The sequence below is a fragment of the Nocardia acididurans genome, assembly GCF_016741815.1.
GTDB lineage: Bacteria > Actinomycetota > Actinomycetes > Mycobacteriales > Mycobacteriaceae > Nocardia > Nocardia acididurans.
Window position 1 is genome coordinate 391,521 of the sequence record NZ_JAERRJ010000008.1, and the last position, 19,273, is coordinate 410,793.

Genomic DNA, 19,273 nt, shown 5'->3' on the forward strand with positions numbered 1-19,273 from the left:
GTACTGGACGCTATCGCAGGTAGCCGAGCTGCGACCGTCCCGAAAGCCCGCGGAGGAAGTGTCATGAAGACAATCGCCGGAGTGTTCGCCACCCTGGGCATGGCCGTGCTCCTCACGGTCGGCATCGCCGCTCCCGCGCACGCGGACCGCTCGGTCCGGGACGCGGTCGTCGCGGATCTCTATCTCCGGGACGCGGATCCGTCCCTCGACGCGATCGCCGGGCAGTTCGCGGCGCTGTGGAACCCGAACCTGCCGATCAGCGCGAAACAGGAGGTCAGCTACCACGGCTCGACCGTCGGCCCGGCGCTGCAGGGCATTCTGTCCCAGGGCGGGATGTACGACTTCCTGTCCATTCAGCTGCGCGCGACCACGAAGAACATCACCGGCAACACCATGACCGCGGGCATGTCCGGGGTGATGGCGGGCTTCCCGGCCTCGAGCGGCAGCTACAGCTACATCCGCGAGGACGGCCTGTGGAAGGTCGACTGGAAGGCCACCTGCGCGGCCATGGGCGGCTGCACCGGCAACCCCGACTTCGGATACTGATCCACGGTCGATGACGCGATCACCGATGATCCAGGTTTCCGGCATATCCAAGCGATTCGGTGACAAGGTCGCGGTCAGCGAGGTCAGTTTCGACGCCGCCGGAGGCTCGATCACCTACCTGCTCGGGCCCAACGGCGCGGGCAAATCCACGACCATGCGCATGATCGCCGGGCTCACCGCACCCGATGCGGGCACGGTGCGGATCAACGACCGGCCGCTGCGCGAACTCACCCACACCATGCGGGCGGTTCGCTTCAACCTCGACACCTTCGCCCGGAACCCGAGGCACACGGCGAAACAGCATCTGACCTGGCAGGCGCGCCTGGGCGGCATCCCCGTCACCGACGTCGAGGAGGTGCTCGCGCGCGTGGGCCTGTCCGAGGTGAAAGACCGTCTGGTGGGGCGTTTTTCGCTCGGCATGCTGCAGCGGCTCGGCATCGCGACCGCGCTGCTGGGCGATCCGGAAACCATCGTCCTCGACGAACCGGACAACGGCCTCGATGTCGACGGCATCCTGTGGCTGCGCGAACTCCTGACCGGACTGGCCCGGCGCGGGCGCACCCTGCTCGTCGCCTCCCACAATCTGACCGAGGTCGACATCACCGCCGATCGCATCGTGATCATTGGCCGCGGGCGGATCCTGTCCGATGCCGACCGCGACGAAACCGTCGCGCTCGGATCCGGCCCGCGCCCCCTCGAATCCGCCTACCTGAACATCACGCGCGGCAGCGTCGAATACGCCGGTGCCGGTGAGGCGAAACAGTGACCACGACAACACATCTGATCCGAGCGGTTCGCAGCGAGTGGGCCAAGCTCTCCTGGCGCGACCCGCTGTGGCTCGCGATCGTCCCGATCGCCATCCTGCTGCCGGTCGCCCTGAATGCGAGCCTGGCGTTGGCCACCCGGATGAACAAGGTCAACGGCGCGGGCGGCATGGACACCAACAACGCCGGCTACTGGGTGATGGTCTTCTCGACGATCATCCTCATGTCCGCGGGCGTCTCCTCGCTCAGCAACGAATTCAAGTACGCCACAGCTGAATTGGCGTACACCACCCAGCCCCGCCGCTGGCTGCTGCCCACCGCGAAACTGATCGTCTTCGGCCTCGTCGCCGCCACGGCCACCCTGGCCACCACCCTCATCCTCCTGGCCGGCTTCCCCACCGTCTTCCCCGACGTGTGGGGCCGGGTCGACCTCACCTCCCCACCCGGACTCCGCCTGCTGTGGGCACTCCCGTTCTTCGCCTTCGCCGTCACCACCCTCGGTCTCGGCCTGGCCGCCCTGATCCCCCGCCCCGGCGTCGTGGTCGGCGCGATCCTGCTCTGGAAGTTCGGCATAGAAACCTTCTCCGCCATGCTCCCCCTGAAGATCGCCAACATCGTCCAGCAGTGGATGCCCTTCAAGAACGGCGAACTCGGCGCCGGCCAATACCCCACCATCCGCCCCGCCTTCGGCAGCCCCACCGGCGCCCTCGCCTACTTCGCCCTGATCGCCGCAACAGTCTTCGTACTCGGAACAATCCGCCTCTCCCGCCGAGACCTCACCACCGACTGAACCAGCCGAAACCGCTGCGGCACAGACGTTTCCACAACCCACCGAGCCGGTGTGGTTAGGATGGCGGGCATGGCGAGTGGTCTTGATCAGACCCTGGCTACATCGACGACACTGGCACAGCAATTGGCCGAGTCAGCCTGGTAGCAACACGATTCCACCGTCGACAGCCACGAATCTCGTTGAAGGACAACACCCATGACAGACGGCAACGAACCCGCAGTGCGCTACTTCGCATTGATCGACGATGAGCGAGGCTACCCCGATGGGGTGCGTGCCCGCCGGTTCACCGGGCTTGTACGCCGAATCGCCACCCGGCCGATCCCGACCGACGAAGCGCTCGGCAGGGACTTCACCTGGGGCCCAACCGAATATCTCCGCCGCTACAACCCCGGGACGGACGAGCCTCACGAGGAGATCTCCGCTGAGACAGCCGAGCGGTTCATAGCGAGTTGGCGATCCTCGTGAGCGACCGGCGAGACAAACGGAAGCGCAGCAGCTGTTTGCCCGGTCTGAGTTGTATGCCCGACTCAGTCGGGTGTCAGAGCGCGTGCGCCGGGCATGGCCCCGTCCGAACAGGCTTGTAGGCGGCGTAGGCAGGACGCTGGGCCGACCAGGCTGCCACGTCATCAATCCACATGGACTGTCGGACACTGGAAATGGATTGTCCAGAGACATACGGGCTGGTGTTTGGAAGTATGTGGTCGGCGGTGTGGTGGGTCGACATAATCCTGAGGCCGTCGAAGCACAGCGCCAGGCGCAGAACGAGATTCGTGCGCCGCCACACGGAGCAGTCAGGTTGATATGAGCGAAGAGCCGACCACCATCGAACTCGACGAGGCCGTCTTCACCGGACCTCCCAAGACCCTGGCCGGCGGCCTGGTCAAAGCCGTGCGGCCCCGCCAGTGGGTGAAGAACGTCCTGGTGCTGGCCGCGCCGCTGGCCGCGGGCACGATTCCGAGCACCGACACCTTTGCCATCTCAGATCTCACCCGCGATCTGTACATCGGCATCGCATTCGTGGCGTTCTGCCTGGCAGCGTCGGGTATCTATCTGGTCAACGACTCGCTCGACGTGGAGGCCGACCGAGCGCATCCGACCAAACGCTTCCGCCCGATTGCCGCCGGCGTGGTTCCGGTGCGTCTGGCCTACGCGCTGGCGGTGGTGCTGCTGACCGCCTCGATCCTGATCTCGTTCGTGGCGACATGGCAATTGGCCGTGGTGATGGCTGCCTACATCGGCATCCAGCTGGCCTACTGTTTCGGTCTCAAACATCAGGCGGTGCTCGACGTCTGCATCGTGTCCTCGGGCTTCCTGTTGCGCGCGATCGCCGGTGGCGCGGCGGCGAGTATCCCTCTGTCGCAATGGTTCCTGCTGATCGCGGCCTTCGGCTCGCTGTTCATGGCCGCGGGCAAACGCTACGCCGAGTTGAAGATCGCGCTCGATACCGGTGCCAAGATTCGCAAGTCGCTGCAGTACTACACGCCCACCTATCTGCGCTTCGTCTGGACCCTGTCGGGCACCGCGGTCGTGATCTTCTACGGGCTGTGGGCGTTCGAGGCCGACCACGAGAACAATCCGTGGTTCGCGATCTCGATGGTTCCCTTCACGATCTGCATCCTGCGTTACGCGGTCGACGTCGATCGCGGCGCAGCCGGTGAACCCGAGGAGATCGTGCTGGGCGACCGTACTCTGCAGCTGTTGGCCGCGCTGTGTGTCACAACAGCCGGCGTGGCCGTCTACCTCACCTGAGCAGGCACACGCGGCACCACCCACCACGTGCCTTTCTCGTTCACGAGCGGTTGTGAAGGCACGGGGAGTCAGTGCGATTGAACTTGTTGAATGAGTTCGATCCAGATGCCGTCGGGGTCTTCTATGATCGCGAATCGGGTTCCGCTCTCGTCGGCCATGATCGGCGTGACAAACGAGGTCTCGACGGTAGCCAGGCGTTCGACGATCGCCTGGAGATCATCGACGTCGACGCTGACCCAGCGCAACCCGGTTGCGGCGGGCGGGCCGCCGGCAGGATTGTGGGCCGGGGCAGAGATACCTTCGGCGAGTTTCAGGACCGCAGCGCCGATCCGGAAGCGATGCAACACGATTCCCGAGGTGACCAGCGGGACTTCGTAGTTCACGCCCAGGACTTCTCGATAGAAGTGCATGCTTCGCCTCAGGTCGCGCGGGGTGATTCCCACCTGGAGGCTGTTGTCGACGAATCCGGGCATAGTGACGCTCCTTTTCGTACTCCTCAAGTCACCGATGGGTGACTTAATTCAAGTAGCTATCGAGTAGCTGCAAGTCAACGGAGTGTGACTTGTGCTGGATCACATGGCCGACAAGGATCCGCCCCGACGCCGCAATGCCGGAAGGACGCGCTCCGACCTGCTGGCGGCGGCGGTGGACCGGCTCGCGCACTACGGGTACGACCGCACCTCGGTACGCGACGTCGCACACGACGCCGGTGTCGATCCCGCACTGGTGTACCGGTATTTCGGCACCAAGGACGCCTTGTTCGAGGAAGCCGTTCGCCACCGTGGCGGCATCGATGTACGGCAGTGCGACTCGCTCGACCAGAGCGTTCGCGTCATCCTCGATCACCTCACCACCGCGTCCGACTCCACGTCGATCGATCAGCTGACACTGCTGTTGCATTCGGCCAGCCATGACGAGGCCGTGCGATTGCTGCGCGACCGCCTGCACATCGATTTCAACGACGGACTCGCGGCGCAGCTATCAGGCACGGACGCCGAGTTACGTGCTGAACTGATCGCGAGCCTGGTACTGGGCGTCACGCTCCTGCGAGGCACCCTCCATACACGCGCGATCGAGGCCGCAGCACCAGAGCAACTGCGCTTCTACCTCGAGAAAGCGATCTGCAGCCTGGCGGACGAACCCACCGACCCACCCCACTGACGCAGTCGGACCCGATTCTCTGGCGGTCCGGACTTGCACCACCGGTTGAACGCAGGTCACGCCACGTGGGTCGGTCAACACGGCCGTTGGACGGTTCAGCGGAGCGCTTTCAGCTCCCTTGGCGGAAACAGATTGTGCCCCATTGGAATCCGGCTCCGATGGCGGAGAGGAGGAAGGTGTCTCCGGGGTGGATGCGGTGTTCGGCGCGGGCCTGATGCAATGCGGTGAAGACGCCGGCGGAGCCGGTGTTGCCGAGTGTGTCCAGGGTGATCGGGGCCCGTCGCATCGGTACGCCGAGGTCGGTCATGGCGGCGGTGAGGATGTTGAGGTTGGCCTGGTGCAGGAAGAAGTGGTCGATCTCGGTGACGGCGAGGGCGGCGCGGGCGGCGGCGGTGCGGATGCTGTGCGGGAGGCGGCTCGTGGCTGTCTCCCAGACCGTGCGGCCGTCCATGCGGAGGAAGTGCTCTCGGGCGGCGACGGTGTGCACGCTGGTCGGTAGGCGGGAGCCGCCGGCGCGGATCTCCACGCTGTGGGACAGCTGGGATCCGAAGTCCCAGGACAGAATTCCGGCGTCGGGGGTTTCGGTGCGGGTCAGTACGATGGCGGCTGCCGCGTCGCCGAAGAAGACGCCGGTGGTGCGGTTGCCCGGATCTGTGACGCGGGAGGCGCAGTCGGCGGCGATGACCAGTACCGCGTGCGCGGAGACGTGCAGCAGATGGGCGGCCAGCAGTATCGCCTGCAGGCCGTTCGCGCAGGCGGCCTGGGTGATGTCGATCGGCAATGCGCGCAGGGCGCCGATGCGTTCCTTGACCATCAGCGCTGTCGATGGCAGCGGCTGGTCGTAGGTGTAGGTCGCGACGATGACGGCGTCGAGTTCACTCGGCGAGATTCCCGCATCGGCGAGCGCCGACGGGGCAGCGGCGACACACATATCCGAGACCGCCAGTTCCGGTGCGAGCCTTCGGCGTTCACGGATGCCGGTGCGGCTGACGATCCACTCGGCGGATGTGTCCAGTGTCCTGGTGAGTTCGGTATTGGTGACCACGGTGGCGGGCAGATGAACGCTCGAGCCCGACACTGTCACCGGCAGCGGACGGGCGTCCGGCGTCCGAACCGCCGAGGAACGCGGTTGATCGACCGTGCAGGGGGCCCTCACGCGCGAACTCCGTCGTTCGTGGTGGCGGTGTTGAATTCGGGACTGATCAGGTGGTCGAGGTCTACATAGAATCGCCCTGAGCCGCAGGGGGTTCCGAGCAGGATCCGGCGGGCGGCCGCGGTGACGAGTGCACCGCCGAGCGCCACGTCGGAGGCCAATTGCGGCCAGCTGCTGAGGGTTCGGCCGATTTCCCCGAAGGAGGCGGCGAGTTCGGGGCTGATGCGCTCAGGATCGACCATCGCGAGGATGAGATCGGCCTTGGCCTGAGCGGTGAGCTCGTGCAGATCGGCGGCGCGCAGGTCACCGATCCGGCCGTGCAGCAGCGGCCGATCGGGTTCGAGGTCGAAGCGTTCGATGTCGAGCATGCCCCGGTCGTTGCAGTCCATGATCACCGGAATGCCCAGTGCGCGTGCGTATTCCCGGGCCGCGACCTTGATGTAGGGGGTGTCGCATTCCTCGACGAGCAGATCGATCGGAGTCCCGTCGCCGTGGAAGAACTCGGTCATGGTGTCGTCGGTGAGCCCGGTCGTGATGATCTCGATGTCCAGATACGGGTCGATCTCGTACATCTGGCGCGCGCACAGCACCGCCTTGCCGAGGCCCACGTGGTGCACGCCCGCGCGGAGCCGGTTCATATTCGACAGGCTCACCTCGTCGAAATCGGCGAGCCGGAACGCGCCGCCCACGCCCTCGAGCGCCAGGGTGACGGCGGCGCTGTTCCCGACCGACAGTCCGATGATTCCGATCCGGTGGTCGCGCAGCCGACGTTGCTGGGGGCGTTGGAGTTTCGGACGGTTGCGGTCGGCGCGGACGAGCCGGAACTCCTCGCGCGGCAGGACATGCACCAATCGGCCCGACCAGGGATACCAGAACCAGCTGCCGTAGGCCCACGGCTCGACACCGGCCAGTTGTTCGTCGATCTTGCGCTCGAGTTCCGGACCGGTGTAGCACTGATCCGGTTCGCGGCAACCGATCAGCTCCGCCAGCTGGGTGTCGATGGTGTCGTACACCGCGGTGACCTGATCCGATTCGAGCAGCGCGGTCAGCGCCGCGTAGTCGGCGGCGTGAACGGGTTCGAGCAGCACCGGCTGCCAGACATCGGGATCCACGGTGCCGGCCGAGGTGAGAATCGCTGGCGCGGGCGGATTTTCGAGCTGCTCCGGCAACCGGGCGGCGGGGTCATCCGGCACGAGCGCCGGGAATCGGTGGCGCAGGGTGGCCACCAGATCGGTGTACTCCCCCGCGCCGTCGGCTGTCCGATGCAGCAGGATCACCACATCCTCGGTGTATCGCTCGACATAGCACCGTGTTCCGGGGACCGGATGGAATCCGAACCGTCCGTGGAACCGGTCCTGGCCGTCCTTCGTTCCGGACGTGCCGATCATGAGCTTCGCTCCGAGATGGTGCGCCGCGGCGATCGCGAGGGCGTTCAGATACACGCCCAGCCCGAGTTTGCGCGCTCGATGCTCGACCACGAGGCGGCTGTGTTCGTAGGTCTCGGCGACATCGGCGCCTTCGGTTGCGAGCAACTGCCGGTATCGCTGATCGCCCAGATGCGCGCGGGACTGGAACAGTTCAGCCGTCTCCGGAGTCGAGAGGCGAATATAGCCCAGCACCGACCCTAGGGGATGCCGCCGGGCGATGAAATGCCATGCGCCGTAGTCCAATTCCTGGTCGTCGACATGTGAGCCCGCGGCGTCGCGGAACTCCGGGCGCCTGCCGTTGTCGTACAGGATGCGAGCGCGCAGTTCTCGTAACCAGCCCACCTGATCCGCGTGATCGCCGTTCCGCGGTATCTGGAACGCCGAAACATGCCACGGCACATCATGATCACGGTTATGGAGATCACGTCGTGCGATGGACATGCGAGATCCGCCAGCTGCCGACACGGCAAAGATCCTTTCCGAGAACTCGTTTCGCTGAGGGTGGGTGACTGCGGCCCAGCGCGATGGATGGCTTCCGAGGGAGCCCGAGCGGCTCCACCGCGCTGGTCTCTCACCCGCGAGGTTATGTAGCTAGATATTAGCTGACATAGGAATTGAGCACCGTAGGTCCGCTCTGCGGCGCGGCGCGAGTCCCGCGAGATCGCGCCGAAAATAGCTCAATTTGGCCCAAAACAGTCGAGTTGAGTGAGCAATCAACTGATTTGCCATTAGTTTGCTGTCGCGTGGCTGCGGTATTGGCCGAATTTAGTCTGTTGCTGTCACACCGAGGCGTCGCCGGTCTCGAGCCAGGCCATGGCCGCCGCGGTCAAGGCGGTGACACCGCAACCGATCGTGGGTTCGGCGAGCGGCGCGAAGTACGGCGAGTGATTCATCGGGATGTCGGCCTCGACGGTCCCCCGCTCTTGTGCCGCCGCGACTTTCGCGGGATCGGCACCGCCGAAGAACCAGAACGACAACGGCGCACCGGCGGCCTCCGCCAGGATGCCGACGTCCTCGCTGGCGGGGAACGCCCCCATCTCGAGCACCCGCTCGGACCCGAGTGCGGAACACAGCGCGGCGCGAGTCTTGTCCAGTGCGACAACATCGTTCACGGTGACGGGTAGTCGGGTCAGGTATTCGATCGTCGGCGCCCGGTCCGCACCCGCGGCCTCCGCCTCGGCGCGCACGATCCGCCGCACCGCCTCGAGCACGCGGGCCCGCACCTCGGCCGAATACGTGCGAACGCTCAGACCGAGTTGGGCCTCCTCGGCGATGATGTTCTCCTTCGTGCCCGCATGCAATGTGCCCACGGTGACAACCGCCTGCTCCGTCGCGGCGATCTCGCGGGACACGATGGTCTGCAGGCGCAAGACGGTGGCCGCGGCCAGCACGATCGGATCGACCGTCGTCTCCGGACGCGAGCCGTGTCCGCCGCGACCGTGCAGGGTGACCATCAGACTGTCATTGGCGGACAGGATCGCACCCGCGCGAGTCGCCACGGTACCCGCCGCAATCGGCAGGACATGCTGCGCCAGCACGATTTCCGGCTTGCCGAAGCGCTCGAACAACCCGTCGTCGACCATCGCCTGCGCACCGGCGCCGATCTCCTCGGCAGGCTGGAACACGCCCAGCACGGTCCCCGACCAGCGATCCCGCGACGCCGCCAGCAGATCCAGCGCGCCGAGCAGACAGACGGTGTGCATATCGTGCCCGCAGGCATGCATGATCGGTTGACCGCTGTCCGGATCGATGGCGACCGAGGCATACGGCAGACCGGTCTGTTCGCGAATCGGCAGCGCGTCCATGTCTGCGCGCAGCAGAATCAGCGGACCGGGGCCGTTCGCCAGCCGAGCGACCACCCCCGTCCCCCCGACACCCTCGGTGACCTCATACCCCAGCGCCTTCGCGCGCCGCGCGACCAGCGACGCGGTGCGGTACTCGGCGAAGGACAGCTCCGGATGCGCATGCAGGTCTCGATACAGTTCCGCCAGGTCGGCGGTGCGACGGGCGACGCGACTCTTGATCGGCGGCACACTCCCAATGATCCACCGCCCGACGCAGAACAGGACGCTTTCCCTGTTTTCTCGTTGATAGCGGAGGCCGAAGAACCAGCCTGTCTCCTAGCTCGTGTGCTTCTTCGTAGAGCGTGCCGCTCAGTAAGCCGCGACTGCTCCATCGAGTGCGGCCTGCAGTTCCTCCCGAGCCAGGTCCGTGATGTCGGCGGGTAGTGCCGGCAGTTCGCCGACCGGCCGCCCGAAATAGAAGCTGGCCGACCGGACATCCGCCTTGCTCAGTTCGGCGGCAGGATCGGGCCGGGGGCCATAACTGAGTCCGAGACTGACCAGCACCGGATCCGCACCGCGTTCGCGAGCACGACAGACGAAATGCCCGATACCGCCGCCGAGCTCGAGCACCCGCGTGTGGTCGACATAGTTGCAGGTGCCCTCGGGGAACAGTGCGATGCTGTCGCCCCGCGTCAGAACCATGGCACAGGTGTCGATCAACCGTTCCGACGCGGCGTTGACCGAGTAGCTCTCATGGTCCTTGCTGCGAAAAACCGGCATACCGCCCATCATGTCGAGCGTGCCCCGCATCTTGGCGTCGGCGAAGACTTCATGCTTGGCCAGCACCCTGGTGTGCCCGATGACGGGGCGCAACGGACTGCGCCAGGCCGCCGCGCTCACCGTGTAGGGGTCCTTCTCTGACAGGTGATTGATCGAGATGACCAGCGGCCGCCCCGCGGAGATGAAATCCCGCAACTCCTTCCGCGCTCCCACCGCATATCCCACCCTCGGCTGGAAGCGACGCCCGAGCAACCAGTACGCCAACTTCGCCTTCACCAGATTCTGCCGATGATCGCGGTAGTAGTCGTACACGGCGTCAGAGTTTTCGAGGGTGACCTCGGGCGGTTCCATATTCACAGCGTATCGCCAGCGAATGAGGCGATCTGGCCACCCGGGACGACCGGGGGCAGTGGCCACAGTGAAACAAGATCGGATCGAGCGAGGAGGAACAGCCGTGCGTGGACGTACCCGAGCCAACCGAGGAGTCCGACTGCCTCGTGGCGATTATCTCACGATGAGAAGGCACTCAGGCTGACACGCCGACACGCTGCGCGAATTCTCGAAGCGCGGTCCGCCGATCATGTTGCAGGAGAACACCGACCACTGTCCGCAGCAGGGTCTGATAGCGCACCCATTCCTTGCCGACCACACGCTCCGCGGTCAGCAACAGGTCGAGTGCGAGCTGATACTGGCCCAGTTGGACCGCCGCGGCGGCCTTGTCGACCAGATGCCTGCCCTGAGCCACCGGGGTCAGCCCGAGGCCGCGATTGGGCATCGCCTTGGCGGCGTGCATGGCCTCGGCGAATCGCTCATTCGAAATATTGATATCCACCGTCTGCATGACCTGCTGGCTGGGCCCGAAGTCCGACTCGTACCACTTGGTGTCACGACCGATCCGTGCGGCAACCGCTCCAGCCTCCTCGGTCAGCGCAAGCGCCTCGTGAACTCGCTGGCCGCGACCGGCTGCGGTCGCGCCTTGCAATAGGAGGGCACCATGGACGGCCAAATTCTGTTCCGATGCAGCACCATTGGGCTCGATCGATGCGGCGGCTTGCAACGCGACCGCGTGGGCTTCTTCATGGCGACCCGATACGAGGAGCTGCCAGGAAACGCTGCCGCGCAACGCGGCAAGCAACAGCTCGTCGTTGCCTTTCTCCGCTGCGGCGAGTGCGTCACGGATCGCGATGGACGCGAGATCCGGCTGCCCGAAGTGCACCAACGCGCACCCCGCCACCCAATTGATTCTCGCGAGATACTCATGCGCCGAAGGGATTTCATTGCCCTGCGCCGCATGCGCAGCCGCCCGTACCCGAGTAATCCCTGACGGCAGCAAGCCCGCCAGCAGCTCGAACCTCCCGAACGAGTACGCACCCCACGCTCTGTCGACAGTCCGCTCCGCATCCGACAATGACACCTGCAGTGCCTCGTCCGAGCCCTGCATCAGGTCATCCACCGGCGTGAGCGCCCGGCGGATCGCCACGATTCCGGCAGCCGGATCGGTCGAGGGCAGGCTCTTCTTGGTACCGAGCAGATCTCGTATATCGACGTCGAGCGCCGCCGCGATCCGCTGCAGCACCGGGATGGACGGCGTCCTCTTGTCCTGCTCGATCTGGGAGACCATCGACTTACTGATCCCGACCAGTTCCGCGAGCTGTCCCTGTGTGAGCGCCCTACCGCGCCGGTGCTTGATGCGTTCGCCGAGTGACTCTTCCATACCTGATTCCTTCGGCTGGTTGCCCCCGGTTTCGAGCGTACTGACACCACGGCCCCGAGGTCACACCCTCAGTGTTACCGCCACTGTGGCGCGCAGATTTAGCGTCATATGGCCCGACGCCGACACGGCCACCAGGCCCCGGCGTCGGGTGTACTCCAAAGCCGTTCCAGGGAAACGGAGAACACCCGACATGGAAATCATCGTTGCCGCCATAGCCCTCGCGCTAGTGCTGATCCTGGTTTGCGCCCACACGTTTCCGAGCGCGGACCGCGTTCCCCGCAAACCGCGGCTCACCGTCGCCGATATCCAAGCGCGCCTGGCGGCGGAATCGCCACGCGACCACATACCCGCAAGCCACGGGTGGTGAGCCGTGGCATTCACCGAATCCGAAGCGAAAGTCCTTGGCGCACTGTCGATTCTCGACCCATCCCAAGCGTTGACCATGCGGCAGCTGTGCCGCGCGACCGGCCTCCCCGATACCTCGATCACCCGGCCCGTCTACCGCGAATACCTCGGAGCCCGCCCATGACCACCTACGTCGTCGGATTCCTGCGCAAGGACATCTCCGGAGAATCCTGGGCAGCGGACCAGGACAACATCCACGCCCTCGCCGCCCAGTACGGATGGTCGATTGTTCTTCTCTACTACGGCGATTCGGACCGCCCCGGCGGCGCGGTGATCAACCGGCTGATGAACCTCGCCTACAACGAAGGCGTCAACGAGATAATCGCCCCCAGCGCAACACATTTCGACGATGGCGATATCTCGGCACTGATCAAGTTCGCAGACGTCATCTGCGCCGACACCGGCGTCAGGTACACCATCCCCCTCGATGGCGATCCAGCCGACAGTTGACGGCGCCCGCTACCGAACCTCGATCCGCGCCGGCTCGGGCAGCGACTGCCGTCGTCACTTGCCGCCCAATGCATGCGCTACAGCTCGGCCTCGGCCTTGATGCCCTCCAGGGTCTGGCGCATTCCTGCCCGCAAGGTTGCGGTGAACGCCTCGTATCCGCCCAGATACGTCTCGGTGAGGTTCTTCGACAGGGGCGAGATTCCGTCCGGGGTGTCCCGGCGCTGCGTGAGCAGTGTGCCACCCGGCTCGGTCCGCTCCAGCTGGAACGTCCAGACCACCCAGTTCTCCTCGATTCGGAAGGCGAGTTCCCGCTGGGCGGTATGGCGCACGATTTCACCGTGTGTCGTCCACTCTCGACCCGATTCACTGTTGAGGTTCGTGAACTGCGTGCCCACCGCGATCTCGTGATAGCCCTTGCGGAACCTCGTCGACAGCACCTGGGGACTCCAATTCGGCATCCGGCGAACGTCTTCGACGAGCGCCCAGACACGGTCGATCGGCGCATCGATCTCGATGCGGTCCTCCAGGATCGGCTGCTCGTCACCCGTTTCCGACATTTCGGACTCCTGACTATGCGATCGTTCGGTCGTACTCTTCCGCGTCCGACCGTAATGGAGACCCACGATTCACGTCCAGTCGGTCGTATAAAGTTGCCGCATGATCGCCGCACCCCACACCGACGGCCGCCGCGCGCGAGGTGACGCGACACGACGCACAGCCGCACGCAAAGCCGCCGAGATCGCGACCACACACGGACTCGACGCGATCACCGTGGGCGCACTCGCTTCAGCGACCGGGCTGAGCAAGAGCGGGATCCTCACGGTTTTTCCCAATCGCGAGGCAATCCAGGTCGCGGCCGTCGCCGAAGCGCGACGCATCTATCGGGAAACCGTCATCGCCCCCGTGTGGGATCGCGAGCCCGGCACACCCCGGCTGCGCGCACTCATCGACTCCTGGATGGCGTACCTGAAGGCCGGCGTCTTTCCCGGCGGGTGCTTCGTTTCGGCGACATCGGTCGAATACGGCCACCGCGAAGGCCCAGTGGCGGACGCGGTACGAAAACTCAAGCGCGAGTGGCTCCATCTGCTCGAGACCGAGTTCACCGCAGCCGGGTCCACCGCTCCCGCCGCGGATGCCTTCCAGCTCGACGCCTTGCTCACGGCCGGCAACGTCCGACGTGAATTGTTCAGCGATGACACAGAATTGGACACCGCGCGCGAACTCGCCCTCAAAGTCCTGGGGTAGCACGCAATCGACGAAATATGCCTGCACCTGCGATCGCGCCCGGATTCCGACGACCAGGAAGCGACTCCCCACATCATGGCTAAGGTCAGGCGGCGATACGGACCGCGTAGGGCATGATGCCGTCTTCTCGGACGGGGGAAACGCGGACCACCTCACCGGATTGGGGGGCTTCGACCATTTTGCCACTGCCCAGGTAGAGGGCGACGTGCTGGGAGCCGCCGGGGCCCCAGAAGAGCATGTCGCCTCGTTCGCGTTCGGAGACGGGAACCCTTGTGCCCATGGTGTATTGGTAGCCGCTGTAGTGCGGGAGGGAGACGCCTATGCCGGCGAAAGCGTAGATCATGAGGCCGGAGCAGTCGAAGCCGACCTTGCCGTAGTCGCCGTAGCTGTCGGCTACGCCGCCGTCGCGGATGCCGAGGGTGGGGCCGTCTTCGTCGCCGCCGCCCCAGGCGTAGTCGATGTCCAGTTGGGACATGGCTCGGTCTACGACTATTTCGACCAGTTCGGAACGGGAACCGGTGGCGCGGTTGGGTTGTTGGCCGTAGCGAGGGTTGGGGGCGGAGTTGTTGAGATCGGTGTGGGGGCGGTGGGTTTGGGCCGCTTCGGCGGCTCGGTCGTTGGAGGCGCGGTCGACGGAGACGCGGGCGGCGGCCGCCGCGGCGGCGGCTCGGGCGGCGGCTTCGTCGGCCAGGCGCTGCTGATCCCAGGCGAGGTAGGCGTCGCGCTGGCCTTGGAGTCCTACGACGTTGGCGCGGGCGGCATCCAGACGCTGCTGGGCCGAATCTCGCTGGGCGACAAGGGTGGTTCGGACGGCGTTCTGCTGGTCCAGTTCGGATTGGGCTGCTACTACGGCGTTTTGGGCTTCGGTTTTCTTGAGTTCGGCGTCGGCCGCGGCGGCGTCGGCTACCTGCTGGGCCTGTTTGGCCGCCGAGGTGCGGTTGGCCTGGTCGACCTGGGCGCGGCGGAGGCCGTCGACGACGTCCTTCTGATTGCGGGAGGCGATGGTGAGCCATTGCGCGCGGGCCAGGACGGTGTCGGCGTCGGGGGCGGCCAGGTAGGTGAGCAGGGAATTGGACGCGGGACGCATGTAGACCTGGGCGGCGTACTCGTCGAATTCCTTGTGCGCCACCTCGACCTGCGCGCCGGAGTCGGCCAGGTCGCGCTGGCAGGTGATCACCGCGGCGGCCGCGGCATCGGCGGCGGTGCGGGCGACCTGGAGGTCCACGAGCGCCTTGTTGACGGCTTCGCGGCGGGCGGCGACCGCGTCGTCGAGTTGGCGCAGTTGCTGTTCGGCGGCGGCGACCTGGTTGATGAGGGTGCCGACCTCGCCGACTCCGGCATCGACCTGCGCGCCCGCGTCGGCGATCTCGCTATCGCTCGGATTGGGAGGCGGTGGGGGTACGGCGCGGCCGGTGGTCATGCCGATCGCGAGTGCGGTCAGCACGACCAGCAACTCCACAGCGATTCGAGTCGGTCGTCCCCGCCGTTTCGCCGGTTGTCGCATCACACCTCCCTGGATCCGGCAGCGGCCCGGGGAAGGTGGCGTTGTCGCACGTCATCGGGCGACCTCTATCTCATGGGCCTCAGTAGCTACATTCCGAAACATCGGAATCCGAGAGCCCTCCCGACACTTCTTCCCCATCAGTGCCTTGCGAAACCGTACGACACTTCCGGGAAAGCGTGAGTCAGCCACGCCAGAGAGACCCGGCAATAATTCAGACGTTGCCGGGCAGTTGCTACTCGCTGGCTAAGAATTGACGGTCGCGCGCCGCGACTTCACCACGTACAGACCGGCGACCACCGCGATCAACCCGGCCAGCAGGATCAGCGTGATGGTCGTCCAGGACAGACCCTCCGGCTGCTCGAGCCGATCCACGAAGATCTGCACCGCCTCGACCGTGTGATCGGGGTTGCGGTACTTCGCCGGATCCTCGGCCCACTCCAGCTTGGCGCGGGTGAACTGATCGCTCGCGGTGCCGATCCAGTCGTCGCTGAAGACCGCGACCGTGCCGCCCTCGACCTTGAACACCTCGTTGGCCACATCCCGCAGATTGGCCTCGATACCCGGATTGCCCTGGATCACCACGAGATTCAGGTCTATACCGTGCTCACGGGCATCGGCGACGATCGCTGCCAGCTTCTCCTGATCGCGGCCCTTGGGGGCGGCGACACCGTCGGAGGCGAGATCAGCGATGATTGCCTTCAGGTCGGTGTTCGGCGGTAGCTCTGCCGCCATGGGCGTGAATACCGAGGTGCGCGAGACGGTCACGCACGGAGAGTACGCGACCACTTGTCACATCACCTCACCATGGCGCGCGGAACGCGCCGCCGATCGTGTAAACCACCCTCCCGATGCGCTCACAGGACAAGCGTACTGTTAGGGTTGGAAAACGGACGAGGCCCCGCGCTTCGACGAGTCATCGGCACAGCCCCGCCGGTGGCCATCCCATTCACAGACGAGTGGAGCTGAACGTGACAAGTATCGATACCTTCGGCGCCAAAGGCACCCTCGAGGTCGGAAGCAACTCTTACGAGATCTTCCGCCTCGCGGCCGTGCCCGGCACCGAGAAGCTGCCCTACGCCCTGAAGGTGCTGGCGGAGAACCTGCTTCGCACCGAGGACGGCGCGAACATCACCGCCGACCAGATCCGCGCCCTGGCCAACTGGGACCCGAACGCCCAGCCGGACACCGAAATCCAGTTCACGCCCGCCCGCGTGATCATGCAGGACTTCACCGGCGTGCCCTGCATCGTCGACCTCGCCACCATGCGTGAGGCCGTCACCACCCTCGGCGGCGACCCGAACAAGGTCAACCCGCTCTCCCCCGCCGACATGGTCATCGACCACTCGGTCATCCTCGACGTCTTCGGCCGCGCCGACGCCCTCGAGCGCAACGTCGACCTCGAGTACGAGCGCAACGGCGAGCGCTACCAGTTCCTGCGCTGGGGCCAGGGCGCCTTCGACGACTTCAAGGTCGTCCCGCCGGGCGTCGGCATCGTCCACCAGGTGAACATCGAATACCTGGCCCCCACCATCATGGTCCGCAACGGCCAGGCCTACCCCGACACCTGCGTCGGCACCGACTCGCACACCACCATGGTCAACGGCCTGGGCGTGCTGGGCTGGGGCGTCGGCGGCATCGAGGCCGAGGCCGCCATGCTGGGCCAGCCGGTCTCCATGCTGATCCCGCGCGTCGTCGGCTTCAAGCTGACCGGTGAGATCCAGCCCGGCGTGACCGCCACCGACGTCGTGCTCACCGTCACCGACATGCTGCGCAAGCACGGTGTGGTCGGCAAGTTCGTCGAGTTCTACGGCAAGGGCGTGGCCGAGGTTCCGCTGGCCAACCGCGCCACCCTGGGCAACATGAGCCCCGAGTTCGGTTCCACCGCCGCGATCTTCCCGATCGACGAGGAGACCATCAACTACCTGCGCCTCACCGGCCGCAGCGACGAGCAGCTCGCACTCGTCGAGGCGTACGCCAAGGAGCAGGGCCTGTGGCACAACGCCGACAACGAGCCGCAGTACTCGGAGTACCTGGAGCTGGACCTGGGCACCGTGGTGCCGTCCATCGCCGGCCCGAAGCGCCCGCAGGACCGAATCCTGCTGTCGGAGAGCAAGAGCGCGTTCCGCAAGGACATCACCAGCTACACCAGCGACCCGGCCCCGCACACCCAGCTGGACGAGGCCATCGCCGAGTCCTTCCCGGCCAGCGATCCGGCCGAGCTGGACTTCGCCGACGACTCCGCGGCCATCCCGACCGCCGCCAACGGCAGCAACGGCCGTCCGTCCAAGCCGGTGAAGGTCTCCGATCCCGAGCGCGGTGACTTCGTGCTCGACCACGGTGCCGTCGTGGTCGCGGGCATCACCTCCTGCACCAACACCTCGAACCCGTCGGTCATGCTGGGCGCGGCCCTGCTGGCGCGCAACGCGGTCGAAAAGGGCCTGTCCTCCAAGCCGTGGGTGAAGACCAACATGGCCCCGGGCTCGCAGGTCGTCGCCGACTACTACGAGAAGGCCGGCCTGTGGCCGTACCTCGAGAAGCTCGGCTTCTACGTGGGCGGCTTCGGCTGCACCACCTGCATCGGCAACACCGGTCCGCTGCCGGAGGAGATCTCCAAGGCGATCAACGACAACGACCTCTCGGTCACCGCCGTGCTGTCCGGTAACCGCAACTTCGAGGGTCGCATCTCCCCCGACGTGAAGATGAACTACCTGGCCTCCCCGCCGCTGGTCATCGCGTACGCGCTCGCGGGCACCATGGACTTCGACTTCGAGACCGACGCCCTGGGTCAGGACAAGGACGGCAACGACGTCTTCCTGAAGGACATCTGGCCGTCCGCGCAGGAGATCGACGACACCATCAAGTCGGCCATCTCGCGGGACATGTTCACCAAGTCCTACGCCACCGTCTTCGACGGCGACCAGCGTTGGCAGGGTCTGAACACCCCCGAGGGCGACACCTTCGCGTGGGACGAGAACTCGACCTACGTCCGCAAGGCGCCGTACTTCGACGGTATGCAGATGGAGCCGAGCCCGGTCACCGACATCAAGGGCGCGCGCGTCCTGGCGCTGCTGGGCGACTCGGTCACCACCGACCACATCTCCCCGGCCGGTCCGATCAAGCCGGGCACCCCGGCCGCGCAGTACCTCGACTCGCACGGCGTCGAGCGCAAGGACTACAACTCCCTGGGCTCGCGTCGCGGTAACCACGAGGTCATGATCCGCGGCACCTTCGCCAACATCCGGCTGCGCAACCAGCTGCTGGACGACGTCTCGGGCGGTTACACCCGCGACTTCACCCAGGACGGCGGCCCGCAGGCGTTCATCTACGACGCCTCGCAGAACTACCAGGCCGCGGGCATCCCGCTGGTCGTGCTGGGCGGCAAGGAGTACGGTTCGGGTTCCTCGCGTGACTGGGCCGCCAAGGGCACCAGCCTGCTGGGCGTGAAGGCCGTCATCGTCGAGTCGTTCGAGCGCATCCACCGCTCCAACCTCATCGGCATGGGCGTCGTCCCGCTGCAGTTCCCGGCCGGCGAGTCCGCCAAGTCGCTGGGCCTGGACGGCACCGAGGTCTTCGACATCGAGGGCATCACCAAGCTGAACGAGGGTGTGACTCCGAAGACTCTGAAGGTGACCGCCACCAAGGAGAACGGCGAGAAGGTCGAATTCGACGCGGTCGTCCGCATCGATACGCCCGGTGAGGCCGACTACTACCGCAACGGTGGCATCCTGCAGTTCGTGCTGCGCAATATGATCCGCGGCTAGGAACTGCTGCACCGCTCGGTTGTGAAGGGCTGTTTCACCG

General features: G+C 65.8%; 17 protein-coding genes and 1 pseudogene. 9 read left to right on the plus strand and 9 right to left on the minus strand.

Annotated elements, in window-relative coordinates:
* Nucleotides 1–63: 63 nt before the first annotated feature.
* The 4 genes and pseudogenes from JK358_RS22800 to JK358_RS22815 all read left to right on the plus strand — a co-directional run.
* The gene (locus tag JK358_RS22800) at nt 64–546 is read left to right on the plus strand and encodes an MTB12 C-terminal domain-containing protein (RefSeq protein ID WP_201950019.1); all 483 of its coding nucleotides are present in this window, start codon (nt 64–66) and stop codon (nt 544–546) included.
* Between the two features lie 10 nt (nt 547–556).
* A complete protein-coding gene (locus JK358_RS22805) occupies nt 557–1,312 on the plus strand; it encodes an ABC transporter ATP-binding protein (protein WP_232851686.1) in 756 nt (251 codons plus the stop codon).
* Complete coding sequence (locus JK358_RS22810) at nt 1,309–2,100, plus strand: ABC transporter permease (RefSeq protein ID WP_307817679.1); 792 nt, start codon at nt 1,309–1,311, stop codon at nt 2,098–2,100. Before JK358_RS22805 ends, JK358_RS22810 begins: the two co-directional genes overlap by 4 nt.
* Before the next feature lie 798 nt (nt 2,101–2,898).
* Nucleotides 2,899–3,849: pseudogene (locus JK358_RS22815) on the plus strand (decaprenyl-phosphate phosphoribosyltransferase); the annotation flags it as partial.
* Nucleotides 3,850–3,917: 68 nt separating this feature from the next.
* On the opposite strand, the gene JK358_RS22820 reads toward JK358_RS22815, so the two are convergent.
* Nucleotides 3,918–4,322, minus strand: a complete 405-nt coding sequence (locus JK358_RS22820) for a VOC family protein (RefSeq protein ID WP_201950024.1) — start codon at nt 4,320–4,322, stop codon at nt 3,918–3,920.
* A 91-nt stretch (nt 4,323–4,413) separates the two neighbouring features.
* Here JK358_RS22820 and JK358_RS22825 point away from each other — a divergent pair, with 91 nt between their 5' ends.
* Complete coding sequence (locus JK358_RS22825) at nt 4,414–5,010, plus strand: TetR/AcrR family transcriptional regulator (protein ID WP_201950026.1); 597 nt, start codon at nt 4,414–4,416, stop codon at nt 5,008–5,010.
* 109 nt (nt 5,011–5,119) lie between these two features.
* Here the strand turns inward: JK358_RS22825 and JK358_RS22830 are convergent, their stop codons facing one another.
* The 5 genes from JK358_RS22830 to JK358_RS22850 form a co-directional block, all read right to left on the minus strand.
* Complete coding sequence (locus JK358_RS22830) at nt 5,120–6,166, minus strand: 3-oxoacyl-ACP synthase III family protein (RefSeq protein ID WP_201950028.1); 1,047 nt, start codon at nt 6,164–6,166, stop codon at nt 5,120–5,122.
* On the minus strand, nt 6,163–8,031 hold the full coding sequence (locus tag JK358_RS22835) for a ThiF family adenylyltransferase (protein WP_201950035.1): 1,869 nt from the start codon (nt 8,029–8,031) through the stop codon (nt 6,163–6,165). The genes JK358_RS22830 and JK358_RS22835 overlap by 4 nt, the downstream gene beginning before the upstream one ends.
* A gap of 338 nt (nt 8,032–8,369) precedes the next feature.
* Nucleotides 8,370–9,623: an amidohydrolase gene (locus JK358_RS22840; protein WP_201950037.1), complete on the minus strand. Its 1,254-nt coding sequence runs from the start codon at nt 9,621–9,623 to the stop codon at nt 8,370–8,372.
* 120 nt (nt 9,624–9,743) lie between these two features.
* On the minus strand, nt 9,744–10,505 hold the full coding sequence (locus JK358_RS22845; RefSeq protein ID WP_201950039.1) for a lysophospholipid acyltransferase family protein: 762 nt from the start codon (nt 10,503–10,505) through the stop codon (nt 9,744–9,746).
* Between the two features lie 175 nt (nt 10,506–10,680).
* Nucleotides 10,681–11,868: a helix-turn-helix domain-containing protein gene (locus JK358_RS22850; protein WP_201950041.1), complete on the minus strand. Its 1,188-nt coding sequence runs from the start codon at nt 11,866–11,868 to the stop codon at nt 10,681–10,683.
* A 370-nt stretch (nt 11,869–12,238) separates the two neighbouring features.
* Here JK358_RS22850 and JK358_RS22855 point away from each other — a divergent pair, with 370 nt between their 5' ends.
* Together JK358_RS22855 and JK358_RS22860 are read left to right on the plus strand one after the other, a co-directional pair.
* The gene (locus JK358_RS22855; RefSeq protein WP_201950043.1) at nt 12,239–12,397 is read left to right on the plus strand and encodes a hypothetical protein; all 159 of its coding nucleotides are present in this window, start codon (nt 12,239–12,241) and stop codon (nt 12,395–12,397) included.
* Nucleotides 12,394–12,723: a hypothetical protein gene (locus JK358_RS22860; protein WP_201950045.1), complete on the plus strand. Its 330-nt coding sequence runs from the start codon at nt 12,394–12,396 to the stop codon at nt 12,721–12,723. Before JK358_RS22855 ends, JK358_RS22860 begins: the two co-directional genes overlap by 4 nt.
* Before the next feature lie 77 nt (nt 12,724–12,800).
* Here JK358_RS22860 and JK358_RS22865 read toward each other — a convergent pair whose 3' ends face one another.
* Nucleotides 12,801–13,280 (minus strand): SRPBCC family protein, encoded by a 480-nt coding sequence (locus tag JK358_RS22865; protein WP_201950046.1) that lies wholly within the window; start codon nt 13,278–13,280, stop codon nt 12,801–12,803.
* Between the two features lie 100 nt (nt 13,281–13,380).
* Between JK358_RS22865 and JK358_RS22870 the strand changes: the two genes are divergently transcribed.
* The gene (locus tag JK358_RS22870) at nt 13,381–13,968 is read left to right on the plus strand and encodes a TetR/AcrR family transcriptional regulator (protein ID WP_201950047.1); all 588 of its coding nucleotides are present in this window, start codon (nt 13,381–13,383) and stop codon (nt 13,966–13,968) included.
* Between the two features lie 85 nt (nt 13,969–14,053).
* Here JK358_RS22870 and JK358_RS22875 read toward each other — a convergent pair whose 3' ends face one another.
* Both JK358_RS22875 and JK358_RS22880 read right to left on the minus strand, forming a co-directional pair.
* Entirely contained in the window at nt 14,054–15,472 is a 1,419-nt protein-coding gene (locus tag JK358_RS22875) for an NlpC/P60 family protein (RefSeq protein ID WP_201950050.1), read from the minus strand.
* A gap of 243 nt (nt 15,473–15,715) precedes the next feature.
* Complete coding sequence (locus JK358_RS22880; RefSeq protein WP_201950052.1) at nt 15,716–16,237, minus strand: Rv1476 family membrane protein; 522 nt, start codon at nt 16,235–16,237, stop codon at nt 15,716–15,718.
* A gap of 203 nt (nt 16,238–16,440) precedes the next feature.
* On the opposite strand from JK358_RS22880, the gene acnA reads away from it, so the two are divergent.
* Nucleotides 16,441–19,233 (plus strand): aconitate hydratase AcnA, encoded by a 2,793-nt coding sequence (acnA, locus tag JK358_RS22885; RefSeq protein ID WP_307817681.1) that lies wholly within the window; start codon nt 16,441–16,443, stop codon nt 19,231–19,233.
* Nucleotides 19,234–19,273 lie beyond the last annotated feature (40 nt).